The 19264-nt window shown below is 68.0% G+C and carries 18 protein-coding genes; 7 read left to right on the top strand and 11 right to left on the bottom strand.

The genetic code is table 11. The features are described 5' to 3' along the window. Positions 1-64 precede the first annotated feature (64 nt). On the top strand, positions 65-496 hold the full coding sequence (locus tag ACQY72_RS11210; RefSeq protein WP_159851630.1) for a DUF488 family protein: 432 nt from the start codon (positions 65-67) through the stop codon (positions 494-496). A gap of 176 nt (positions 497-672) precedes the next feature. Here ACQY72_RS11210 and ACQY72_RS11205 read toward each other — a convergent pair whose 3' ends face one another. Together ACQY72_RS11205 and ACQY72_RS11200 are read right to left on the bottom strand one after the other, a co-directional pair. Then, entirely contained in the window at positions 673-2625 is a 1953-nt protein-coding gene (locus ACQY72_RS11205) for a M1 family metallopeptidase (protein ID WP_428153621.1), read from the bottom strand. A gap of 356 nt (positions 2626-2981) precedes the next feature. Continuing rightward, positions 2982-4232 carry a multidrug effflux MFS transporter gene (locus ACQY72_RS11200; protein ID WP_428153619.1) on the bottom strand — a complete coding sequence of 417 codons (1251 nt, stop codon included), beginning with the start codon at positions 4230-4232 and terminating at the stop codon, positions 2982-2984. A 170-nt stretch (positions 4233-4402) separates the two neighbouring features. Here ACQY72_RS11200 and ACQY72_RS11195 point away from each other — a divergent pair, with 170 nt between their 5' ends. Next, positions 4403-5848, top strand: a complete 1446-nt coding sequence (locus tag ACQY72_RS11195; RefSeq protein ID WP_428153618.1) for an AMP nucleosidase — start codon at positions 4403-4405, stop codon at positions 5846-5848. A 161-nt stretch (positions 5849-6009) separates the two neighbouring features. On the opposite strand, the gene ACQY72_RS11190 is transcribed toward ACQY72_RS11195, so the two are convergent. Together ACQY72_RS11190 and ACQY72_RS11185 are read right to left on the bottom strand one after the other, a co-directional pair. Then, positions 6010-6861 (bottom strand): metallophosphoesterase family protein, encoded by an 852-nt coding sequence (locus tag ACQY72_RS11190; protein WP_428153616.1) that lies wholly within the window; start codon positions 6859-6861, stop codon positions 6010-6012. Continuing rightward, positions 6861-7796, bottom strand: a complete 936-nt coding sequence (locus tag ACQY72_RS11185; RefSeq protein WP_428153615.1) for a diacylglycerol/lipid kinase family protein — start codon at positions 7794-7796, stop codon at positions 6861-6863. Before ACQY72_RS11185 ends, ACQY72_RS11190 begins: the two co-directional genes overlap by 1 nt. A gap of 134 nt (positions 7797-7930) precedes the next feature. Here ACQY72_RS11185 and ACQY72_RS11180 point away from each other — a divergent pair, with 134 nt between their 5' ends. The 3 genes from ACQY72_RS11180 (at position 7931) to ACQY72_RS11170 (ending at position 11104) form a co-directional block, all read left to right on the top strand. After that, positions 7931-8278 (top strand): YMGG-like glycine zipper-containing protein, encoded by a 348-nt coding sequence (locus ACQY72_RS11180; protein ID WP_428153613.1) that lies wholly within the window; start codon positions 7931-7933, stop codon positions 8276-8278. A gap of 119 nt (positions 8279-8397) precedes the next feature. Next, on the top strand, positions 8398-8838 hold the full coding sequence (locus ACQY72_RS11175) for an OmpA family protein (protein ID WP_428153612.1): 441 nt from the start codon (positions 8398-8400) through the stop codon (positions 8836-8838). 91 nt (positions 8839-8929) lie between these two features. After that, positions 8930-11104, top strand: a complete 2175-nt coding sequence (locus tag ACQY72_RS11170) for a protein-disulfide reductase DsbD family protein (protein ID WP_428153610.1) — start codon at positions 8930-8932, stop codon at positions 11102-11104. Positions 11105-11182: 78 nt separating this feature from the next. Here the strand turns inward: ACQY72_RS11170 and ACQY72_RS11165 are convergent, their stop codons facing one another. Genes ACQY72_RS11165 through mutM form a run of 5 tightly spaced genes read right to left on the bottom strand, consistent with a single transcriptional unit; the run spans position 11183 to position 14867 of the window. Beyond that, positions 11183-12124: an alpha/beta fold hydrolase gene (locus ACQY72_RS11165; protein WP_428153609.1), complete on the bottom strand. Its 942-nt coding sequence runs from the start codon at positions 12122-12124 to the stop codon at positions 11183-11185. Between the two features lie 51 nt (positions 12125-12175). Further along, complete coding sequence (locus tag ACQY72_RS11160) at positions 12176-12964, bottom strand: enoyl-CoA hydratase-related protein (RefSeq protein WP_428153607.1); 789 nt, start codon at positions 12962-12964, stop codon at positions 12176-12178. Positions 12965-13011: 47 nt separating this feature from the next. Beyond that, the gene (locus ACQY72_RS11155; RefSeq protein ID WP_428153605.1) at positions 13012-13455 is read right to left on the bottom strand and encodes a hypothetical protein; all 444 of its coding nucleotides are present in this window, start codon (positions 13453-13455) and stop codon (positions 13012-13014) included. Between the two features lie 4 nt (positions 13456-13459). Then, on the bottom strand, positions 13460-13999 hold the full coding sequence (locus tag ACQY72_RS11150; RefSeq protein ID WP_428153604.1) for a DUF1697 domain-containing protein: 540 nt from the start codon (positions 13997-13999) through the stop codon (positions 13460-13462). 4 nt (positions 14000-14003) lie between these two features. Further along, positions 14004-14867, bottom strand: coding sequence for a bifunctional DNA-formamidopyrimidine glycosylase/DNA-(apurinic or apyrimidinic site) lyase (gene mutM / locus ACQY72_RS11145; RefSeq protein ID WP_428153603.1), 864 nt, complete (start codon positions 14865-14867; stop codon positions 14004-14006). Positions 14868-14995: 128 nt separating this feature from the next. Between mutM and ACQY72_RS11140 the strand changes: the two genes are divergently transcribed. Further along, a complete protein-coding gene (locus tag ACQY72_RS11140; protein ID WP_428153602.1) occupies positions 14996-15778 on the top strand; it encodes a phosphatase PAP2 family protein in 783 nt (260 codons plus the stop codon). A gap of 60 nt (positions 15779-15838) precedes the next feature. Then, entirely contained in the window at positions 15839-17884 is a 2046-nt protein-coding gene (locus tag ACQY72_RS11135; protein ID WP_428153600.1) for an OPT family oligopeptide transporter, read from the top strand. A 3-nt stretch (positions 17885-17887) separates the two neighbouring features. On the opposite strand, the gene ACQY72_RS11130 is transcribed toward ACQY72_RS11135, so the two are convergent. Together ACQY72_RS11130 and ubiG are read right to left on the bottom strand one after the other, a co-directional pair. Beyond that, on the bottom strand, positions 17888-18424 hold the full coding sequence (locus ACQY72_RS11130; RefSeq protein WP_428153599.1) for an AAA family ATPase: 537 nt from the start codon (positions 18422-18424) through the stop codon (positions 17888-17890). Beyond that, positions 18421-19239 (bottom strand): bifunctional 2-polyprenyl-6-hydroxyphenol methylase/3-demethylubiquinol 3-O-methyltransferase UbiG, encoded by an 819-nt coding sequence (gene ubiG / locus ACQY72_RS11125; protein WP_428153598.1) that lies wholly within the window; start codon positions 19237-19239, stop codon positions 18421-18423. Before ubiG ends, ACQY72_RS11130 begins: the two co-directional genes overlap by 4 nt. Between the last annotated feature and the right edge of the window lie 25 nt (positions 19240-19264).

Raw genomic sequence — 19264 nt, 5'->3', positions numbered from 1 at the left:
GCACCGCAACGCGGGCGTTCACGGTGACGCTGGCGATACGCCCGTCGCCGCCCATCTGATGCGGATGAAGCTTTTCACCATTGGTTATGAAGGCGCGACCCAGGCGGAGGTGATCGCGCGGTTGAAATCCGCCGGGGTCGAAACCCTGATCGATGTCCGCGCCGTCGCCGCCTCGCGCCGCGCCGGTTTTTCCAAGACGATCCTGGGCGAAAGCCTGAAGGCCGAGGGGATCGACTATGTCCATCTGCGCGGTCTCGGCACGCCCAAGGCCGGACGCGATGCGGCGCGCAAGGGCCATGTCGGCGAGATGCGCGCCATCTTCGCCGATCATCTGGCCGAACCGCAGGCGCAGGTCGAATACGAGCGGCTGAAAGCGCTCGCGGGCGAGAAGCGCGTCGCCCTGCTGTGCTTCGAAGCCGACCACGCCGGTTGCCACCGCGCCGTCCTGGCCGAACGACTGGCGGACGAGGACGGCGCCACGGTGGTCAATCTCTAGGATTAGAACCGGGCGGCCCCTAGCCGTCTCCTCCCCATGAAATGGGGAGGTGGCGCGGCGCGCCTTCGCGCCGTGACGGAGGGGCTCTTCGACGCATCACCGGCGCTGTGGGACTTCAAGAGCCCCTCCACCGCTTCGCAGTCCCCCTTCCCGCAAGGGGGAGGAGAATATCTCACTTACGGACGTCCGACCAGCTGATCGACCGAGCCGCTGGTCACCGGGTGATACAGCGGCCGGGCTTCGGCGTAGATGCGGCGGGCGATCGGGCGGCCCCAGTCACCCTCGTTCCACAGGGTCTGGAACAGGGGCAGGACAAACTTGCGGCGGCCCTGGCTGGTCAGGAACTTGTCGGCCGTGGCGACGGCGGGCTGATAGCGGTGCGCCAGGGCGATCTGAAGCCAGCCGAAGGTGAGTTCGGCATTGCCCTCGTTCGCCAGGTTCAGGGTGCGCTCCAGATCGGCCAGCTGCGCATTGGTCAGCCAGTCGGCGTTGGCGCGCAGACCCTCGGGACGCCAGCCCAGGAAGCGCTGGCGCTGCTGGGTGTTCCAATCCGCCCAAGGAATGGCCGAGGCCGGTCCCTTGTCCTTGAAGAAGGCGACGGCGGCGGCGTCGACGGGCGTGAAGGCGTCCGACACCGGCGCGACCGCGTTCGACGGCAGGCCGGGCTGATAGACCCAGGCCTCTAGTTGCAGTTCAGATTCCAGACGGGGGTCGCCTTTCACCAGATTGGCGCGGATGTCGTCCAAGAACATGGCCGTGGTCATCGGCCGATAGGCGTTGCGGTCGAAATAGCCGCGCAGCCAGGCGTCGAACTTTTCACGGCCCACGACGCGCTCGATGGTGCGCAGGAAGGCCGAGCCCTTGTCGTAGGCGATGGTGTTCATGCCATCGTCGGGATCGCGACCCAGCAGATTCAGATGCAGGCGGGTGTCGTCGGCCGGCAGGGACTTCAGCTCGTCCTGCAACCCGTCCCAGCTGAGCACCTGCTCCTGAACCGCGCGATCATAGCCGTAGATCGACTCCATGATCCGGTTCTCGAAATAGGTGGTGAAACCCTCGTTCAGCCAGAAGTCGTTCCAGGTGGCGTTGGTCACCAGATTGCCCGACCAGCTGTGCGCCAGCTCGTGCGCGACCAGCGACACCAGCGAGCGGTCGCCAGCGATGATGGTCGGGGTGGCGAAGGTCAGCTTGGGGTTCTCCATCCCGCCGAACGGGAAGGAAGGCGGCAGGACCAGCAGGTCGTAGCGGCCCCAGCGATACGGGCCGTACAGCTTCTCGGCCGCCGTCACCATCTGGGCGGTCGGCTCCAGCTCCCACTGGGCGGCGCGCAGGCGGCTGGGCTCGGTCCAGACCCCGGTGCGACCGTCGAACGGCGCAAAGGCGATGTCGCCCACGCCGATGGCGATCAGATAGGGCGGGATCGGATTGTTCATCCGGAAGCGCCAGGTCTTCATGCCGTTGGCGGCCGCCTCGCCGTTGGGCGTCAGGTGGTCGGCGCTCATGACCACGGTCAGGTCGGCGGGCGCGGTGATGCGGGCCGAATAGGTCTGGCGGATGCCGGGGCTGTCTTGGGTCGGAACCCAGGTGCGGGTCAGGATCGCCTGGCCCTGGCTGAACAGATAGGGCTTTTCGCCGCCCGCCGTCTGGGTCGGGCTGAGCCATTGCAGGGCCGCCGCGTCGGGACGGGTCGAATAGGTGATGACGATCTTGCGCCGTTCATTGGCGGCGAAGGCGGGGAAATAGACCGTCAGGGGCTGGCCCTTGATGGCGTCGTTGTCGCCGACGACGAAGCGCAGCGGCCGGCACTCGGAATCGCGCACATCCTGGATGTCCAGGTTGCGGATATCCAGGATCACCTCGTTGGCGCCGGCGACCGCCAGGATGTCCAGGATCGCCGTGCCCGACAGGGTCTTGGCCTGGAAATTCGCGGTCAGGTCCAGCGCCACGTCGACGACACGGGCGATCTCGGGCCGGGCGTAGGTGTGGCTGTCGACCGCATCCGGGCCGGGCGCAGGCGCAATGGCGGGCGGCGTCATCGACGCGCCCCCGGTCGTGGTGGAGCAGGCGCTCAGCCCCATTGCGGCGGCAAGGGCGAGGGCGGAGACGAGACCGAGAGCTTTGCGCTTCATCGAGGCTTTCCTGGGCTGACCGTAACGATTGGCCGGAGAACGCGCGGAAACGCCGAAAAGATCAAGTCTCGGTCCAGCGCATTCGGCAGCGCAATTGGACCGGTCGACGCGTCAGCGCCATTTAGAGAAGGGTTCGTCACAACGGGCACGGCGAGGGTCACAACGAACACGATGGAGCCGTGCCGGTTCGGCAAAGGCATGATGGCCTGCGGCGGCGAAGCCGCAGATCGATCGACGGTCTGGACATGGAGCTGAAAAGCCGACGCGCACTCGGTCCCGTCGTGTTCTCCGTGACCCTCGTCGTGCCCGTTGTGATGAAGGCCTTCAAGGCCCGCACCAACTCAAGCCCGATTGCTTTAGGCTTGTGCTGCAGGCGGCATGTGATGGGCGCGGAACAGCCGGCCGCGCTCGGCGAACAGCACCCAGCCCAGGGCGATCAAACCAAAGACGGTGAAACCCACCGACATGGGGATGGTCGTGCCGTTGAACTGCTGGCCCACCGCAAAGCCCAGCAGCGAGCCGACGATGGTGGAGATGAAGCCCTGGATCGAGGCGGCGGTGCCGGCGATCTTGCCCATCGTCTCCATGGCCATCGCGCCGAAGTTGCCGGCGATCAGGCCGAAGCAGAACATGGTCAGGGTTTGCAGCACCGCAAAGGTCCAGATCGATTCATGCCCGCTGATCGCCACGCCGGCGTGGACGGCCGAGATGGCGGTGAAGCCGATCAGGGCCGTGTGCGAGATCTTGCGCGAGCCCAGTTTCACCACCAGCCGCGCATTGACGATGGAGGCCACGGCGATGCCGCCCGCGATCAGGGCGAAGATGGCCGGAAAGGCCGCCTCGGCATGGAAGACATCGGCGAAAATCTGCTGCGCCGAGTTGATGAAGCCGAACAGCGCCCCTGTTATCGCCGTCATGGCGAAGGTGTAGCCGATGGCGGTGCGGTCGGTCAGGGCGGTCTTGTAGGCCGCGGTCAGACGCTTCACCTGAATGGGCAGGCGATCCTCGGGCTTCAGGGTTTCGGGCAGGCGCAAGCTGGCCCAGACGATCAGGCCGACGCCGATCAGACCCAGGCCGGCGAAGATCCAGCGCCACGGCCCGACCAGCATGATCATCTGGCCGATGGACGGCGCCAGGATCGGCACGCCCAGGAAGACCAGGAAGCTGAAGGACATGACCCGCGCCATGGTGCGGCCCTCGTAACGGTCGCGCACGATGGAAACCGCCAGCACGCGGGTGCAGGCGCTGCCCAGGCCCTGGCCGATGCGGGCCAGGATCAAAGTGTCGAAGGTGGGCGCCAGGGTCGCCAGCAGGCTGAACATCACATAGACGCCGACGCCGAACAGCAGGACAGGTTTGCGCCCGAACCGATCCGCCAGCGGGCCGTAGAACAGCTGGGCGCCGCCGAAACCGAGCAGATAAGACGTGACCACCCACTGGCGGTCGTTGTCGGCCAGAACGTTTAGATCGGCGCCGATGTGCGGCAGGGCCGGCAACATCGAATCGATCGCCAGGGCGTTCAGCGCCATCATCAGGGCGATGAGACAGACGAACTCGACGAAGCCGAGATCCTTCTTGGCGGGCGCTGACGCGAGGGAAGAAGACATTCGGGCCAGATGCGCCGTCACGCCCCGATCCGCAACCGCAGCCCTGTCACAAATTGCTGCAATGCAGCGAAGTCGGGGCAGCGAAGTCGGGGCAGCGAAGTCGGGGCAGCGAAATCAAGCTTGAACGCCAGGCGCCTCGCCAAAGCCAAGAAGCTTCGCTAGAGGAAGTCATGACAGAACAGATGACAGCACAGGCGGCGCTGGACCGCCTCGAAACCCTCTACACCCAATCCGTGACCAACCTGCGCGACGCCGTGCGGGATTTCGTCAACACCGGCGAGCGGCCCGATCCGCTGAAACGCGCCGACGGGGTGTTCGCCTATCCCGAACTTCGCATCCGCTGGGACGGGGATCGCCCCCAGGACCTGGAGCCGCGCGCCTATGCCCGGCTGTCGAAACAGGGCAGCTACGCCACCACCATCACGCGGCCGGACCTGTTCCGCCCCTATCTGACCGAACAGCTGGGCTTGCTGGAACAGGAATACGCCGCGACCTTCGAGGTCGGGCTGTCGCGCCAGGAAATCCCCTTCCCCTATGTGACGGACGGGCTGGAGGTCGCGCTGGACCGGTCGATGACGGCGGCCCTGGCGCGCTGGTTCCCGACCACGGACCTGGCCCATATCGGCGACGAGATCGCCGATGGCCTGTTCGAGATGGGCGGCGACTTCCCCCTGTCGCACTTCGACGGCCTGCGGACAGACTTCTCGCTGGCGCGGCTGAAACACTACACCGGGACGCCGGTGGACGACGTTCAGTCCTATGTCCTGTTCACCAACTACAATCGCTATGTCGATGAGTTCGTGCGCTGGGCCATCGAACAGCTTCAGACGCCCGGCTCGCCATACCAGACCCTGTCCTGCGCCGGCGGCGTGGTCATCACGCGCGACACCCCCAACCCCGAGGCGGCGATCAGCGACACGGCCTGGAAGAAGCACCAGATGCCGGCCTATCACCTGACCGCGCCGGGTCATAAGGGCGTGACCCTGGTCAACATCGGCGTCGGCCCGTCCAACGCCAAGACGATCACCGATCACCTCGCCGTCACCCGCCCGCATGTCTGGCTGATGATCGGTCACTGCGGCGGCCTGCGCGCCAGCCAGACCATCGGCGACTATGTGCTGGCCCACGCCTATCTGCGCGACGATCATGTGCTGGACGCGGTCCTGCCGCCCGACATCCCGATCCCGTCGATCGCCGAGGTCCAGCGCGCGCTTTACGACGCGACCAAGTCCGTCAGCGGCATGCCGGGCGACGAGGTCAAGCTGCGCCTGCGCACCGGCACCGTGGTCACGACCGACGACCGGAACTGGGAGCTGCGCTATTCCAAGTCGGCGCTGCGCTTCAACCAGAGCCGCGCCGTCGCCATCGACATGGAAAGCGCCACCATCGCCGCGCAAGGGTATCGGTTCCGCGTCCCCTACGGCACGCTGCTTTGCGTGTCGGACAAGCCGTTGCACGGCGAGATCAAGCTGCCGGGCCAAGCCAACCGTTTCTACGAAGGCTCGATCTCGGAACACCTTCAGATCGGCATCCAGGCGGTGGATCTGATGCGCAAGGAAGGCCCGCGCCTGCACTCGCGCAAGCTTCGCGCCTTCGACGAGCCGCCGTTCCGGTGATCCAAAACTGTCTCCTCCCCACATCGTGGGGAGGGGGACCGTGCGAAGCGTGGTGGAGGGGCTCTTGAAGTCCCACAGGCGCTGGTGATGCGGTGAGAACCCCTCCGTCACGTCGCGAAGACGCGCCGCGCCACCTCCCCGCAAAGCGGGAGGAGACAGGTTCAGACCGCCGCCTTCTCCAGCGCGCCCGGTTCGACAGGGCTGGGCGCGGTGGCGGCCTTGCGGGTATCCTGACGACGGGGCAGTCGCCAGATCTGGTGGGAGCGATAGCTGACGCCGTCCCAGGCCAGGGCCGTGACCGTGATGGTCTTGGCGTCCCAGTCGATCTGGTTGAAGCCTGGCGGCGCGCCCCGCTCGCGGTGCGACAGGGTTCCGCACCCGACCGCATAGGAGCAGCGGTCGGCCAGCGGGATCGGCATGGCGAACGGCACATGGACATGGCCCGTCATGATCAGATCGACCCCCGCCTCGGCGAAGATCAGGGCCGCCTCGTCGCCGCGCTTGACGTCCCCGGTCATCGGCGTGCCGACCATTTCGATCAGCGGATGGTGGCAGGCCAGGATCCGAAGCGCGCCGATCGGCGCCTGACGCAGGGCCTCGGCCGCGCGCCGCGTCTGATCCAGGTCGATGACGCCCTTGGACCAGTTGGGCCGGGCCTGCCAGCCGCGCGCAGTGACCACGCCGCGCACCATGACGTCGTTGCCCAGGAACTGACCGTCGTGGGCGGGAAAGCCCGTCGCCGTCTCGAAGGCGCGCCACGGATGAAGCACCCGCGCGACGGCGTCCCAATAGGGCACGTCATGATTGCCGACGATGACGAAGCGCGGCTCGGGCATGGCCCGCATCCATTCGCCGGCGGCCGTGAACTCGTCGGGGAACCCTTTCTGGGTGATGTCGCCGGTGATCAGCACCAGATCGTTGGGCGTGGCGTGGGCGTAGTCCAGGGCGGCGGCGCAGGCGTGTTTGTGTTCGCAACCGAAGTGAACGTCGGAAAACTGGAGAATACGACCCACTAGATGCTGTCCTCGGCCGACGGCGGCCGGGGCGCCAGGGCCTTGAAGGCCTTGGGCACGAAGCGGATCACGGCCTCGGGCTTGAGCAGCAGCGGCTCGCCGTCGATCACGGCCGGAATCTTGGAGCGTGCGCGCACCTCGATCAGCTTGGCCGGCCGGGTCGAGACGGCCGGATCTTGACGCCAGTCGCTGAACAGGGCGTTGGCGGCCAAACGGAAGGCCTGGGTCGTGTCGCTGGGGTCCATGGCGGCCGCCTCCAGTCCGATGGGATCTTCCATCGCCTTGGAGATCATCGGGCTGATCAGCACAAGCGCCTCGGTGCGCCGCTTTTCGCCGCCGTCCAGCGTGAACCGCAGCCGGCCCGAGAAGGCGCGCTTCAGGGCGCGGCGTCCGTATTGCCAGGCCAGCTTGATCTTGCCGGTCCGCATCGCCTCGCGCGCCGGTGCCCACAGGGCGGGAGAGCCCAGAATGGCCGCACAATAGAAATATTCGCCCTGAACCTCGCCACCCGACACGGCCTGAGGCTCGCCCTCCTCCAGCGCGCGCTTCAGGGCCAGTTTCCAGTCGGCCGTGCCATACAGCGCCTTGGGCAGCATGTTCATCGTCCCGCCTGGCAAGGGCGCGATCATCGGACCGTCGGGCTGGGCCTTGGACGCCACCGAGCGCGCCGTGCCGTCCCCGGCCAGGACGAAGATGACGTCCGGCTTGGCGGCGAAGGCGTCGGCGATGATCTGATCGAAGTTCCCGCCCTCGAACGTCATGACCTCGGCCTTCAGATCATAGCCGGCCAGGATCGCCTCGGCCTCGCCCGCCGCGCGCGGTCCCACGCTGCCGGACAGCGGATTGACCAGCATCACGACATGCTTCAACGCCGCGTGAGGCGTCAGGGCGGGCCCGGCAGCGGCCTCGGGCGGTGAGATCGTGGTGTCTGTCATGGCGGCCGAACGCCCCGCAGCCGCAGCCGTTCCGCGCAAGCGTGACCATATTCTATGTCTGCGACACGGAACCCAAGCTGCACCGATACGTTTGCGGACCCAGGGGCAGACACCCAGGGACAAAGGATTTCACCATGAACAAGGCGATTATCGCGATTGCCGGCGCCGGCCTGCTGGCTTCGGCCTGCGCCAGCGACCCGTATTCCAACAGCGGCCCGAACCAGACCGTTCGCCAGGGCGCCATCGGCGCAGGCCTCGGCGCCGTCGCCGGCGCCATCATCGGCAACAACGTCGGCGGCGGCAACGCTGCGACCGGCGCCCTGATCGGCGGCGCCCTGGGCGGCACCGTCGGCGCGATCCGCGGTTCGAACTCGGACCGCAACAACCAGCAGCGTTATCGCGACAGCCAAGGTCGCTACTACTACTGCTACGACAACCGCCAGGACGAGTGCTACTGGGACAACGGTCAGCGTCGTTATTGATCGCTAAGAACTTGCCGGTCGCGCAACTCAGCGACCGGCGCTAGGTTGAAGGGGCGGCTTGTCGAAGGACGGGCCGCCTCTTTTGCGTAATGGGCCGGCCAAGCCGGAGGAGGGCTGTGATGAAGCGATCGACGGGGCTGGCGATGCTGGCGATGGGACTGCTGGCGGCGTGCGCGCCGACGCCGAAGCGGACGGCGCTGGTGGTCGGGGAATCGCCCTGCGTTTCGGGCCGGTTCGACGTCTATTTCGTCGAGAACCAGGCCAAGCTGACCGACGCGGCCTCGCTGCTGCTGCGCACCGCCGCCGAAAAGGCCAAGGAATGCAACGTCAAGCACGTGCGGGTGCTGGGCCTGGCGGATGCGACGGGCACGGTCGAGGCCAATCTAAGCCTGTCTCAGCGGCGCGCGCGCGCGGTCGCCGAAGCCCTGACCCAGGCCGGCATGCCGGCGCCGGCCTTCGAAGTGAACGCCGCCGGCGATGCGGGCGCCGTCAACGCCTCAGGCGCGGACGAACTGCTGCGCCGCCGCGCCGAGGTGTTCATCGAGACCTCGCCGCGTTGATCTGCGACGGCTGATCTGCGGCGATGAGGTGATGGCGCGGGGGCGACCGAGGGACTAGGTTGCGGCCGCCCCCAACGTCGGAAATCGCCCTTTGCGTCCCCTCGCCTTTCTCGCCGGTCTGTTGCTGTGCCTGCTGTCGCTCTCGACGGTTCAGGCCCAGCCGGTCCAGAGCCAGCCTTCCGGCCTCGTCGCCTTCGGCCCGCAACGGACCGAGCGGATCGAGGCCGAACTGGTCCCGATGTCGCAGTGGGTCGCGCCGGGATCGACCACGGTGGTGGCCGTGCGCCAGAAGATCGCACCGGGCTGGCACACCTATTGGCGTAATCCGGGCGACAGCGGCGGGGCGACCAGCCTGGTCTGGACCCTGCCCGACGGTGTGACGGCCGATCCCATCCTGTGGCCCCTGCCCAGCCGCCAGCGGCTGATGAGCCTGATGAACTACGGCTATTCGGGCGAGGTGATGCTGCCCGTGCCGATCCATGTGCCGGCATCAGCCCGGCCGGGCGAGGTGCTGACCCTGACGACGGACGTGCTGTTCCTGGTGTGCAGCGACCAGATGTGCGTGCCCGAGCCGCTGACCTTGTCGCTGGCCCTGCCGGTGCGCGAGGGAGCCGCACCGCTGGCGAAGCCCTGGGGCGCCGAGATCGAGCGGCTGGTCGAGACCGCGCCGCGTCCGGCCGGCATCGAGGCGCGCGTCACGGTTGAAGCCGGCAAGCTGGTCCTGACCGCGACCGGCGGGCTCCTGTCCAGTAATCAGTCGGGCGCCGACATCGGCCAGGTCTATTTCTACCCGTTCGACGGCGGACGGATCGACCACGCCGCGGCCCAACCGGCGACCCGAGGCTCCAACGGCGTGAGCGTAACGCTGACGCCCGGCCGAGAGGCGGCGTCTTCGCCCCTGAGCGGCGTCCTGGCGACCGACAAGGGCGCATGGGAAATCACGGCCCAGCCCGGTCCGCCGCTGGCGGGCGCGCAGGGACAGGGCGCATTGGCGCCGCTGGACGAGGCGACATCGACGCCGGCCAAGACAGGCGTGCTGGTCTTCCTTCAGGCCCTGGGTCTGGCTTTGCTGGGCGGGCTGGTGCTGAACCTGATGCCCTGCGTCTTCCCCGTCCTGGCGATGAAGGCGGCGTCGCTGTCGGCGGCGGCGCACGATCCGGCGCGGGCGCGACGCGACGGCCTGGCCTTCACCGCCGGGGTGCTGGTCAGCTTCCTGGTGCTGGCGGGCGCGTTGCTGGCGCTGAGAGCGGCGGGTCAGGCCATCGGCTGGGGGTTCCAGCTTCAGTCGCCGGGCGTGGTCGCAGCCCTGGCCCTGGTCATGCTGCTGGTCGGGCTGAACCTGTCGGGCGTTTTCCATGTCGGGGCGGGGATGCAGAACGCCGGGTCGGGGCCGCTGTCGCGCCTGCCCGGCGCGGCGGGCGCCTTCTTCACCGGGGTGCTGGCCGTGGTCGTAGCCGCGCCCTGCACCGCGCCCTTCATGGCGGCGGCCCTGGGCGCGGCGCTGGTCCTGCCCTGGCCGATGGCGCTGGCCGTCTTCCTGATGCTGGGGCTGGGCCTGGCCCTGCCCTATCTGGCGATCAGCCTGTCGCCCGGCCTGTTGTCGCGCCTGCCCCGGCCGGGCGTGTGGATGGAGCGGCTGAAGGGTCTGCTGGCCTTCCCCATGTACGGGGCGGCGCTGTGGCTGCTGTGGGTGTTCACGCGACAGGGCGGGGTCGATGCGCTGGGCCTGTTGCTGGCAGCGGCGCTGCTGCTGGCCTTCGCCGCCTGGCTGCTGGGCTTGGCCCAGGCCGCCCGCCAACGTGACGAGCGACCCGTGCTGGCGACCATCTGCGCGACCATCGCCGGTGTCATGGCCATCGGGTTGGCCGGCGTCGCGGCCGGCGCCGCGCGGGATGCAGACGCCGCGCCCCAGGGCGAGAGCGGCCCCCTCGCCGCCCAGCCCTGGTCGGTTGAGGCGGTGGCGCAGGCGACGGCGGCGGGACGGCCGGTGCTGGTCAACCTGACCGCCGACTGGTGCGTGACCTGCAAGATCAACGAGCGGGCGGCTTTGTCGTCGCCCCGCGTCGCCAAGGCCATGACGCAGGCGAAAGCCGCCTATCTGGTCGGCGACTGGACCCGCCGCGACGACGCCATCACGCGCGAACTGCAGGCGCACGGCCGTTCGGGGGTGCCGCTGTATCTGCTGTATCGACCGGGTCAGGCCGAGCCGGAAATCCTGCCGCAACTGCTGACCGAGGGCGTTGTGATCGACGCGCTGACGGACTGAACTTCAACACCCGTCACCCTTGTCTGTTGACGACCTCGTCTGATTGTCGAGGTCGTCAACAGACAAGGGTGACGACATTTATTGGGTGAGGAACCGCTGCACCGCCGCCAGGAACCGCTGCGGCTGTTCGATCATCACCTGATGCTGGGCGCCTTCGATCCGCTCGAACCGGGCGGTGCGGGGCAGGCCCTCGAAGCCGTAGCGATAGAGGCCCTCCAGCCGATTGCGGGGGGCCTCGGTGTCGCGCGTCCAGCCATAGACCACCGTCACAGGCGCAGTGATCTGGGACAAGCGCGGGCGCAGATCCACGGTCAGGGCTTCGTACAGGCCCTGAGCCAGAACACGCCGGTCGCCGCCCTGAAGCCCCAGCCCCTGGAACACCATGTCGCCGGCCAGACCCATGTCCACGCCGAACGCCGCGACCTGGGACTTCAACGCCTGGTCGCCGAACAGCAACAGGGCCTGATAGCCCAGCCGCGCCAGGGGCTCGACCTGGGCCGAGGTCGCGCGGGCGTCCACCAGAGACGGGAAGAAGGGCGAGGAATCGACCACCATCACCCGCCCGATCCGGTCGCCCATGTCGGCGGCGACGCGCAAGGCGATCTGACCGCCCAGCGAATGGCCGATCACGGCGGGGCGGTCGATCCGCTGTTCGCGGATATAGCGCTCGATCTCGCTGGCGGCCGGACCGGCCAGGCCGCCGCTGACATTGTCGCCGATGTCGGTTTCGCCGAAGCCGCGCACGGTCACCAGATGCACCCGGTAGCGGTCGTCCAGCCGATCCGCCGTCGAGCGCCAGGCCGACCCTGTCGAGCCCAGGCCGGGGATGAAGAGGATGTCCGGCCCCGTCCCGCGCGTCTCGACGATAATGCGGCTGGAGCTGAAGGCCGGCGCCTGTACCGGCAGCCGACTCTGAATTTGGGCTTGAACCTGGGCCTGGGCCTGGGCCTGGGCCTGGGCCTGGGCCGCAGGGACGAAAACGAACAGGGTCGCGACAAGCGAAACAAAGAGACGGATCATCATTCGCCCCTAACGCCCGATCACGGCGATCGGTTGACGGCGCGTTGCGGCTTATCGCCCCTTGAAGTCCGGTTTGCGCTTTTCGACGAAGGCGGACATGCCTTCCTTCTGATCTTCGAAGGCGAACAGGGAGTGGAACAGGCGGCGTTCGAACTGGACGCCTTGCGTCAGGGTGGTCTCCAGGGCGGCGTTGACCATCTCCTTGTTGGCCATGACCGCCAGCGGGCTTTGCGAGGCGATCCTGGCGGCGATCTTGCGCGTCTCGTCCATCAGGGTGTCGTCCGGGAAGACGCGCGAGGCGAGGCCTGCGCGTTCCGCCTCGGTGGCGTCCATCATGCGGGCCGTCAGGACCATGTCCATGGCCTTGGACTTGCCGACGAGGCGGGTCAGGCGCTGGGAGCCGCCGATGCCCGGGGCGACGCCGAGGTTGATCTCGGGCTGGCCGAACTTCGCCTTCTCGCTGGCGACGATGAAGTCGCAAAGCATGGCCAGTTCGCAACCGCCGCCCAGGGCGAAGCCGTTGACGGCGGCGATGATCGGCTTCCTGAACCGGGTGATGCGGTCGTGGCCGAGGGCGAAATAATTGCCCGTGTACATCTGGGCGTAGGTCTGGTCCGCCATCTCCTTGATGTCGGCGCCGGCGGCGAAGGCCTTTTCGCCCGAGCCCGTCAGGATGAGGCAACGGACGCTTTCGTCGTGCTCGACGCTGTCGAGGAAGTCGGCGAGGTCCTTGAACAGGGCCGAGTTCAGGGCGTTCAGCGCCTCGGGCCGGTTCAAGGTCACCACCGCATAGCCGTCGGCGTGACGTTCGATCAGCAGGTTGGAATAGGCGTCGGCCATGGTCGGTCTCCTCTGAAGGCGGTCATACAGGCGCAGAGCCAGACGATCTAGCGGCGCGGCATCAGCGCCAGGGTCAGGGCCGCGCGGACCAACTCGGCGACGACCACCATGCCCAGCAGCAGATTGGCGGCGATCACCTGACCCCGCGCGCCCGACAGGTCCAGCGTCCAGCCGAACACGGACGACAGGGCCAGAACCAGGGCCGAGAGCAGGACCAGGCCGACCAGCAGCATCAGGGCGACATGCCCCGCCTTCAACGCCGCTTGAAGCGTTGGCCCCTCATCCAACACGCGGGCGCGGCGGCGGAACAGGCGGGCGATCAGGCCGGTGGCGGCGGCCTCCGCGACGGCGGCGACGATCAGGGCGGCGACGAACCACCAGACCAGACCGCCCAGGTCGCCAGCGCGCAGCCCCTGAACGAAGTGAAGGAAATAGGCGCCCCAGACCAGGACGCCGACCACCAGACTGATCCAGAGATGAATCTTGCGCATCGCTTCAGTCCTCCAGCCCGACCATGACGGCCAGCTTCTGTACCGTGTTCCAGTTGCGACCGGTGCCGACGCCGATCAGGCGCGGCTGGGCCTTTTCCGCCATCTTCGATCGACCCAGGCCGTCGGGATGCCAGAAGAAAAGGCCGCCGCCAGCCGGTTCGACCCGCTCGTCCCCCGCCGCGAAACCGCGCAAGGCCTCGACCGCCCCGTCCTTGATCCCCGCCTTCATCACCATGACCAGCAGTTTGGAGCCGTCGATCCCGGCCTCGTTTGCGAACGGATTGGCGGCCATCAGCGCGGCCCATTGCTCGGGCGTGCGCACGATCACGTCGATGGGGCGGCCGAAATGGGCGGCGATGCCTTGCTCCAGCCGCGCCTCGACCTCGGCCGGTTCGGCGTCGCTTTCAACCACCAGATTGCCGCTGGCCAAGAGGGTGCGCGGGTCAGCGAAACCGGCCTCGGCGGCGATGGTTTTCAGCTCGGCCATCGGGACCTTGACCCCGCCGACATTGACGCCGCGCAACAGGCAGATGCGGTCGCTCATGGCGTCAGGCTTTCTGGCAGGAGGGGCAGTAGAAGGTGGAGCGGCCGCCCTGGACGATGCGGGCGACGACGCCTGTGCATTTGTCGCCCCGACACGACTCGCCCTCGCGGCCATAGACGTCGAACCGATGCTGGAAATAGCCCTGGCCGCCCTCGGCGTTGGCGAAGTCGCGTAAGGTAGAGCCGCCCGCCGCGATGGCGTCGTTCAGCACGTTGCGGACCTCGGTCGCCAGTCGCTCCAGCCGCGCCTTCGATACCGATCCGGCCGCGACCAGGGGCGAGATGCGGGCGCGGTACAGGGCCTCGCACACATAGATGTTGCCCAGGCCGGCGACGATCCGCTGGTCCAGCAGACTGACCTTGATGTTCTGCTTCTTGCCCGCGAAGGCTTCGACCAGATGGGCGCCGGAAAAGCCGTTGCCCAGGGGTTCGGGGCCCAGTCCGGCGAACCAGGGATGGGTCTCGACCTGGTCGGTCGGGATCAGGCCCATGAAGCCGAACCTGCGGGCGTCGGCGTAGCCGATGCGGGTCGCCGCGCCGTCGCGGATGGCGCAGCCGCTGAAATGCTCGTGCTTGCCGGCGATGGGCGCCGCCTCCTCGAACTCGCCCAGCAGAGTTCCGTCCAGGGTGAAACGGCCGGTCATACCCAGGTGGGTGATCCAGGTCTCGCCGGTCGATAGCGGCATGAGCAGATATTTGGCCCGGCGGTCGATACGCTGGACCGTCGCCCCCTCCAGCCGTTCGACGAACCGCTCGGGGAAGGGAAAGCGCAGGTCGGGCCGGTTGATCCTGACTCGCGACAGCCGCGCGCCCTCCAGCACCGGCGTCAGGCCGCGTCGGACGGTTTCGACCTCGGGAAGTTCAGGCATGCGGCGTCGTAGCCCGCCCGTGCGGCCCCGCCAAGTCAGGTCGCACATCACGCCGTCGTCGCAGGACCGACACGACGGCGACACGCCTTGAGGGCATGGAAGCCGGGCGACGATCCGGGGGGACGATCATGACCGACTTCACCGCCGACGCCGTCCCGCCCACCCTGCAAAAGCCCGCCGCCTTTCGATGGCGGATACGGCTGTCCAGCGAGGAGACGGCCATCCTCGCCGCCGCCGCCATCGTGGGATTGAGCGCCGCCTTTTTGCTGTTCCCCGGCGTGGATCTGGCGGTCAGCGGCCTGTTCCACCGGACGCAGGAGGGCTTTTATCTGTCCCACGATCCGATGCTGCGCGCCCTGCGCAAGAGCTCGACCCTGGTGATGTCGCTGATGCTGCTGGCGGCGGTCGGGCGGTGGGTCTGGCGGTTGTTGCGGCGGCGAAAGGCCGATCTGGCCGGGCGTCGAGCGCTATTCGTGATCTCGGGTCTGGCCCTGGGGCCGGGACTGGTGGTCAACAGCCTGTTCAAGGAAATCTGGGGTCGGGCGCGCCCGATCGACGTGCGGCTGTTCGGCGGCGACGACGCCTTCACGGCCGCCTGGCTGCCCAGCACGGCGTGCCAGTCCAACTGCTCCTTCATCTCGGGCGAGGGGGCGGGCGCGGCCTGGATGGTGGCGGCGGCCCTGGTGCTGGCGCCGCGGCGCTGGCGGCCCGTCGCGGGCGGACTGGCCCTGGCCTACGCCGTCAGCCTGTCGGCCAACCGCATCGTCTTCGGCGGCCATTTCCTGTCGGACGTGCTGCTGTCGTGGGCCGTGACGGCCCTGGTGCTGGCCCTGCTTTATCGCGGCCTGACGGTCGCATCCGCGGCGCTTCGACGACGCAAGCTCCGTGTCCTGAGCATCGCAACCGCCTGAGACCAGTTGCCGCCTGCGACATAATGCGCTTACGTCCGCCACGAACGTGGGAATTCGCCGATGACAGACGCCGCCGCCGCCCCAAAGGGCCGGCTTGAACTCACCCTTCGCGCCATCGTGCTGGGGGTGCTGCTGGCGGTGGTCTTCACCGCCGCCAACACCTATCTGGGCCTGAAGGTGGGCCTGACCTTCGCCTCGGCCATTCCGGCGGCGGTCATTTCGATGGCCATCCTGCGCGGTTTCCGCACCTCGACCATCTGGGAGAACATGACCGTCCAGACCGTCGCCTCGGTCGGCGGCGCCATGAGTTCGATCATCTTCGTCCTGCCCGGCCTGGTGATGATCGGCTGGTGGCTGGAGTTTCCGTTCTGGGAATCGACGCTGATCTGCATCTTCGGCGGCATACTGGGGGTCACCTTCTCGATCCCGCTGCGACGCGCCCTGGTGACCAACGGCGGGCTGCCCTACCCCGAGGGCGTCGCCGCCGCCGAGGTGTTGAAGGTCGGATCGCGCGGGGCCGAACAGACCGAAAGCGCCGTGCGCGAGAACAAGTCCGGCCTGTGGGTCGTGGTCGCGGGCGCCGTGGTGTCGTCCGGTTACGCCCTGCTGGTCGCCGGTCGCGTCTTCGCGGGCGAAGCGGCCAAGTTCTTCAAGCTTCCGGCCGCCCTGGGCGGCGGGGCCACGGGCGTCGGCTTCGGCATGCAGTTCGCCCTGCTGGGCGCCGGGCACCTGATCGGCCTGACGGTCGGCCTGGCCCAGCTGTTCGGCCTGATCCTGGCCTGGGTCATCGCCGTGCCGATCCTGACCAGCCCCGACACCATCGCCTGGCTGACGGCGCACGGCCTGCCCTCCATCGCCGCGAGCCTGCCGGCCGGGACGGGCGCCGAGGAACTGGCCATGACGGTCTGGAGCCGCGAAGTCCGCTTCATGGGCGCCGGCGTCATCGGCGTGGCGGCGATCTGGACCCTGATCAAGCTGGCACGTCCGCTGATCGGCGGCCTGACCTCGGCCCTGGCGGCTCAGTCGAAACGCTCGCACGGCGAGGTGCTGGAGCGCGCCGAGCAGGACATTCCGATCAAGATCGTCGGCGCCGTCTCGGTCGCGGCCCTGATCGCCATCGCCGGCCTGCTGACCTGGATCGCCCTGGCCTCGCCGACGCTGGCGGCGTCCGCGCCCCTGCTGGTCATCGGCGGCCTGGTCTATGTCGTGCTGATCGGTTTCGCGGTCGCCGCCATCTGCGGATACATGGCCGGCCTGATCGGCTCGTCGAACAGCCCGGTGTCCGGCGTCGGCATCCTGGCCATCATCGTGGCCTCGCTGCTGATGCTGGGCGTGATGAAGATCGCGGGCGTGCCGGCCGACGGCTCCATCATCGCCTTCGCCCTGATCGTGACGGCGGTCGTCTTCGCCGTCGCCGTCATCGCCAACGACAATCTTCAGGACCTGAAAACCGGCCAGCTGGTCGACGCCACGCCGTGGCGCCAGCAGGTCGCCCTGATCGTCGGCGTCATCGCCGGCGCCCTGGTCATCCCCTTCATCCTGAACAAGCTGAACGGCGCCTTCGGGTTCGAGGGCGGCCCTCCCGGCATCGCCAACGAGCCGCTGGCGGCGCCCCAGGCGACCCTGATCTCGGCCCTGGCGCGCGGCGTCATCGGCGGCGACCTGCGCTGGGATTTGATCGGCCTGGGCGCCGTGATCGGCGTGATCATCATCGTGCTGGACGCCGTCGTGTCCAAATCGACCAAGGGCAAGATCAAGCTGCCGCCGCTGGCCGTGGGCATCGGCTTCTATCTGCCGGCGGCGGTGACGACCATGCTTGTCATCGGCGCCGTGGTCGGCTGGGTCTACGACAAGGCGGTCAAGACGACCCGGTTCGCCGATGTGGCGCGCCGCATGGGCGTGCTGCTGGCGTCCGGCCTGATCGTGGGCGAGAGCCTGTTCGGCGTCTTCTACGCCAGCGTCATCGTCGGCACGAACAGCGACGCCCCCTTCGCCATGATCCCCGAAGGCTCCGGCTGGCCCGCCATGCTGGCCGGGATCGTCGCCTTCGCGGCGGCGGTGTTCGGCCTCTACAGCTGGACACGCAAACGGGCCGAGAAGGTCTGACGCTTAGACCAGACCGAGATGATCGAGAACGAAGGCGGCCCGCTCTGCGACGGTCGCCTTCGGCATCTCCACCAGCTCATAGCCATAGGTCGGATAGACGGCGGCCATGGCGTCGAAGGTGCGTTTCGCCTCGTCGAAATCCTGACGCCGCTCTGCATCCTGTCCAAAAATCTCGGGCCAGGGCGGAGCGATGAAAACCTTGGGATGATAACGCAGGGCGGCCGCCGCCTGGGACATGTGATCGGGTATCGGCAGGCCGCACAGGGTCAGATAGCCGATGACGTCCGGCACGCCGCGATCGTGAAAGACCAGACCGGCCGCCGATCGGCTGCGGTCGTAAGCTTCGATGTCGTGTTCCAGCATGCGCTGCGCAAACAGGGCGCGATCCCGCCAAGGCAGGGCCAGACCATCCTCAGCCTGCTGCTGACGTATGATGGCGCGCCCGGCCTCGGGTTCGATGCCATGTCCGGCATGCGCCAACGCCTCGATCAGGCTGGTCTTGCCCGAACCGGGCCCGCCCGTGACGACGACGCCCGTCATGCGCCCCGCGTGGCGACCATCATATAGTTGATGCCGGCGTCGTCGGTCTGGCTCCAGCGGTCGTGCAGCGGATCGTAGTTCAGGCCATAGGGCCCTTCGACGGTCACCGGTTCGGCGGCCAGCATCGACCGGATCTCGTCGGGCTTCAGGAACTGACGCCAGTCGTGCGTCCCAGCCGGCACCCAGCGCAGGATATATTCCGCCGCCACCTTGCCCAGGGCCAGTGATTTCAGGGTCCGGTTCAAGGTGGCGACCATCATCACCCCGCCCGGCCGGACCAGGCGCGCACAGGCGCGCACGAAGGCTTCAGGGTCGGCGACGTGCTCGATCACCTCCATGGTCAGGACCACGTCGAACGGCCCCGCGCCATCAGCCTCGATCTGTTCAACGGTGGCGGCGCGGTAGGCGATGTCGAGACCGACCATGTCGGCGTGCGCCCGCGCCGTGCCGATGTTCTCGGACGAGGCGTCGATGGCCGAGACCTCGAAGCCCATCCGCCGCATCGGCTCGGCGATCAGTCCGCCGCCGCAGCCGACGTCCAGCAGGGTCAGGCCCTCGAAGGGGGCGCGGGCCTTGGGATCGCGACCCAGCCGTTTGCAAAGCTGCTCGCGGATCAGGGCCAGGCGCGCCGGGTTGAACCGGTGCAGGGGCGCGAACGGCCCCTTCGCGTCCCACCATTCGGCCGCCTGGGCCGAGAAGCGGGCCACGTCGGCGGGGTCGATCGATGCGCCGAACGCGCCTTGCGACGAATTTTGCGAAAAACCATGCCCTTCGCGGGGTAGGCGAGACGGTGCGGCGCCGTTAGAAGCGGTCATGACGCGAGGGATGAACCTTCGCGCC

This window comes from Brevundimonas sp., assembly GCF_965279155.1.
In the GTDB taxonomy this organism is placed as follows: Bacteria; Pseudomonadota; Alphaproteobacteria; order Caulobacterales; family Caulobacteraceae; genus Brevundimonas.
Note: the sequence above shows the minus strand (reverse complement) of the source record. Positions and strands in the feature narration are given on the sequence as shown.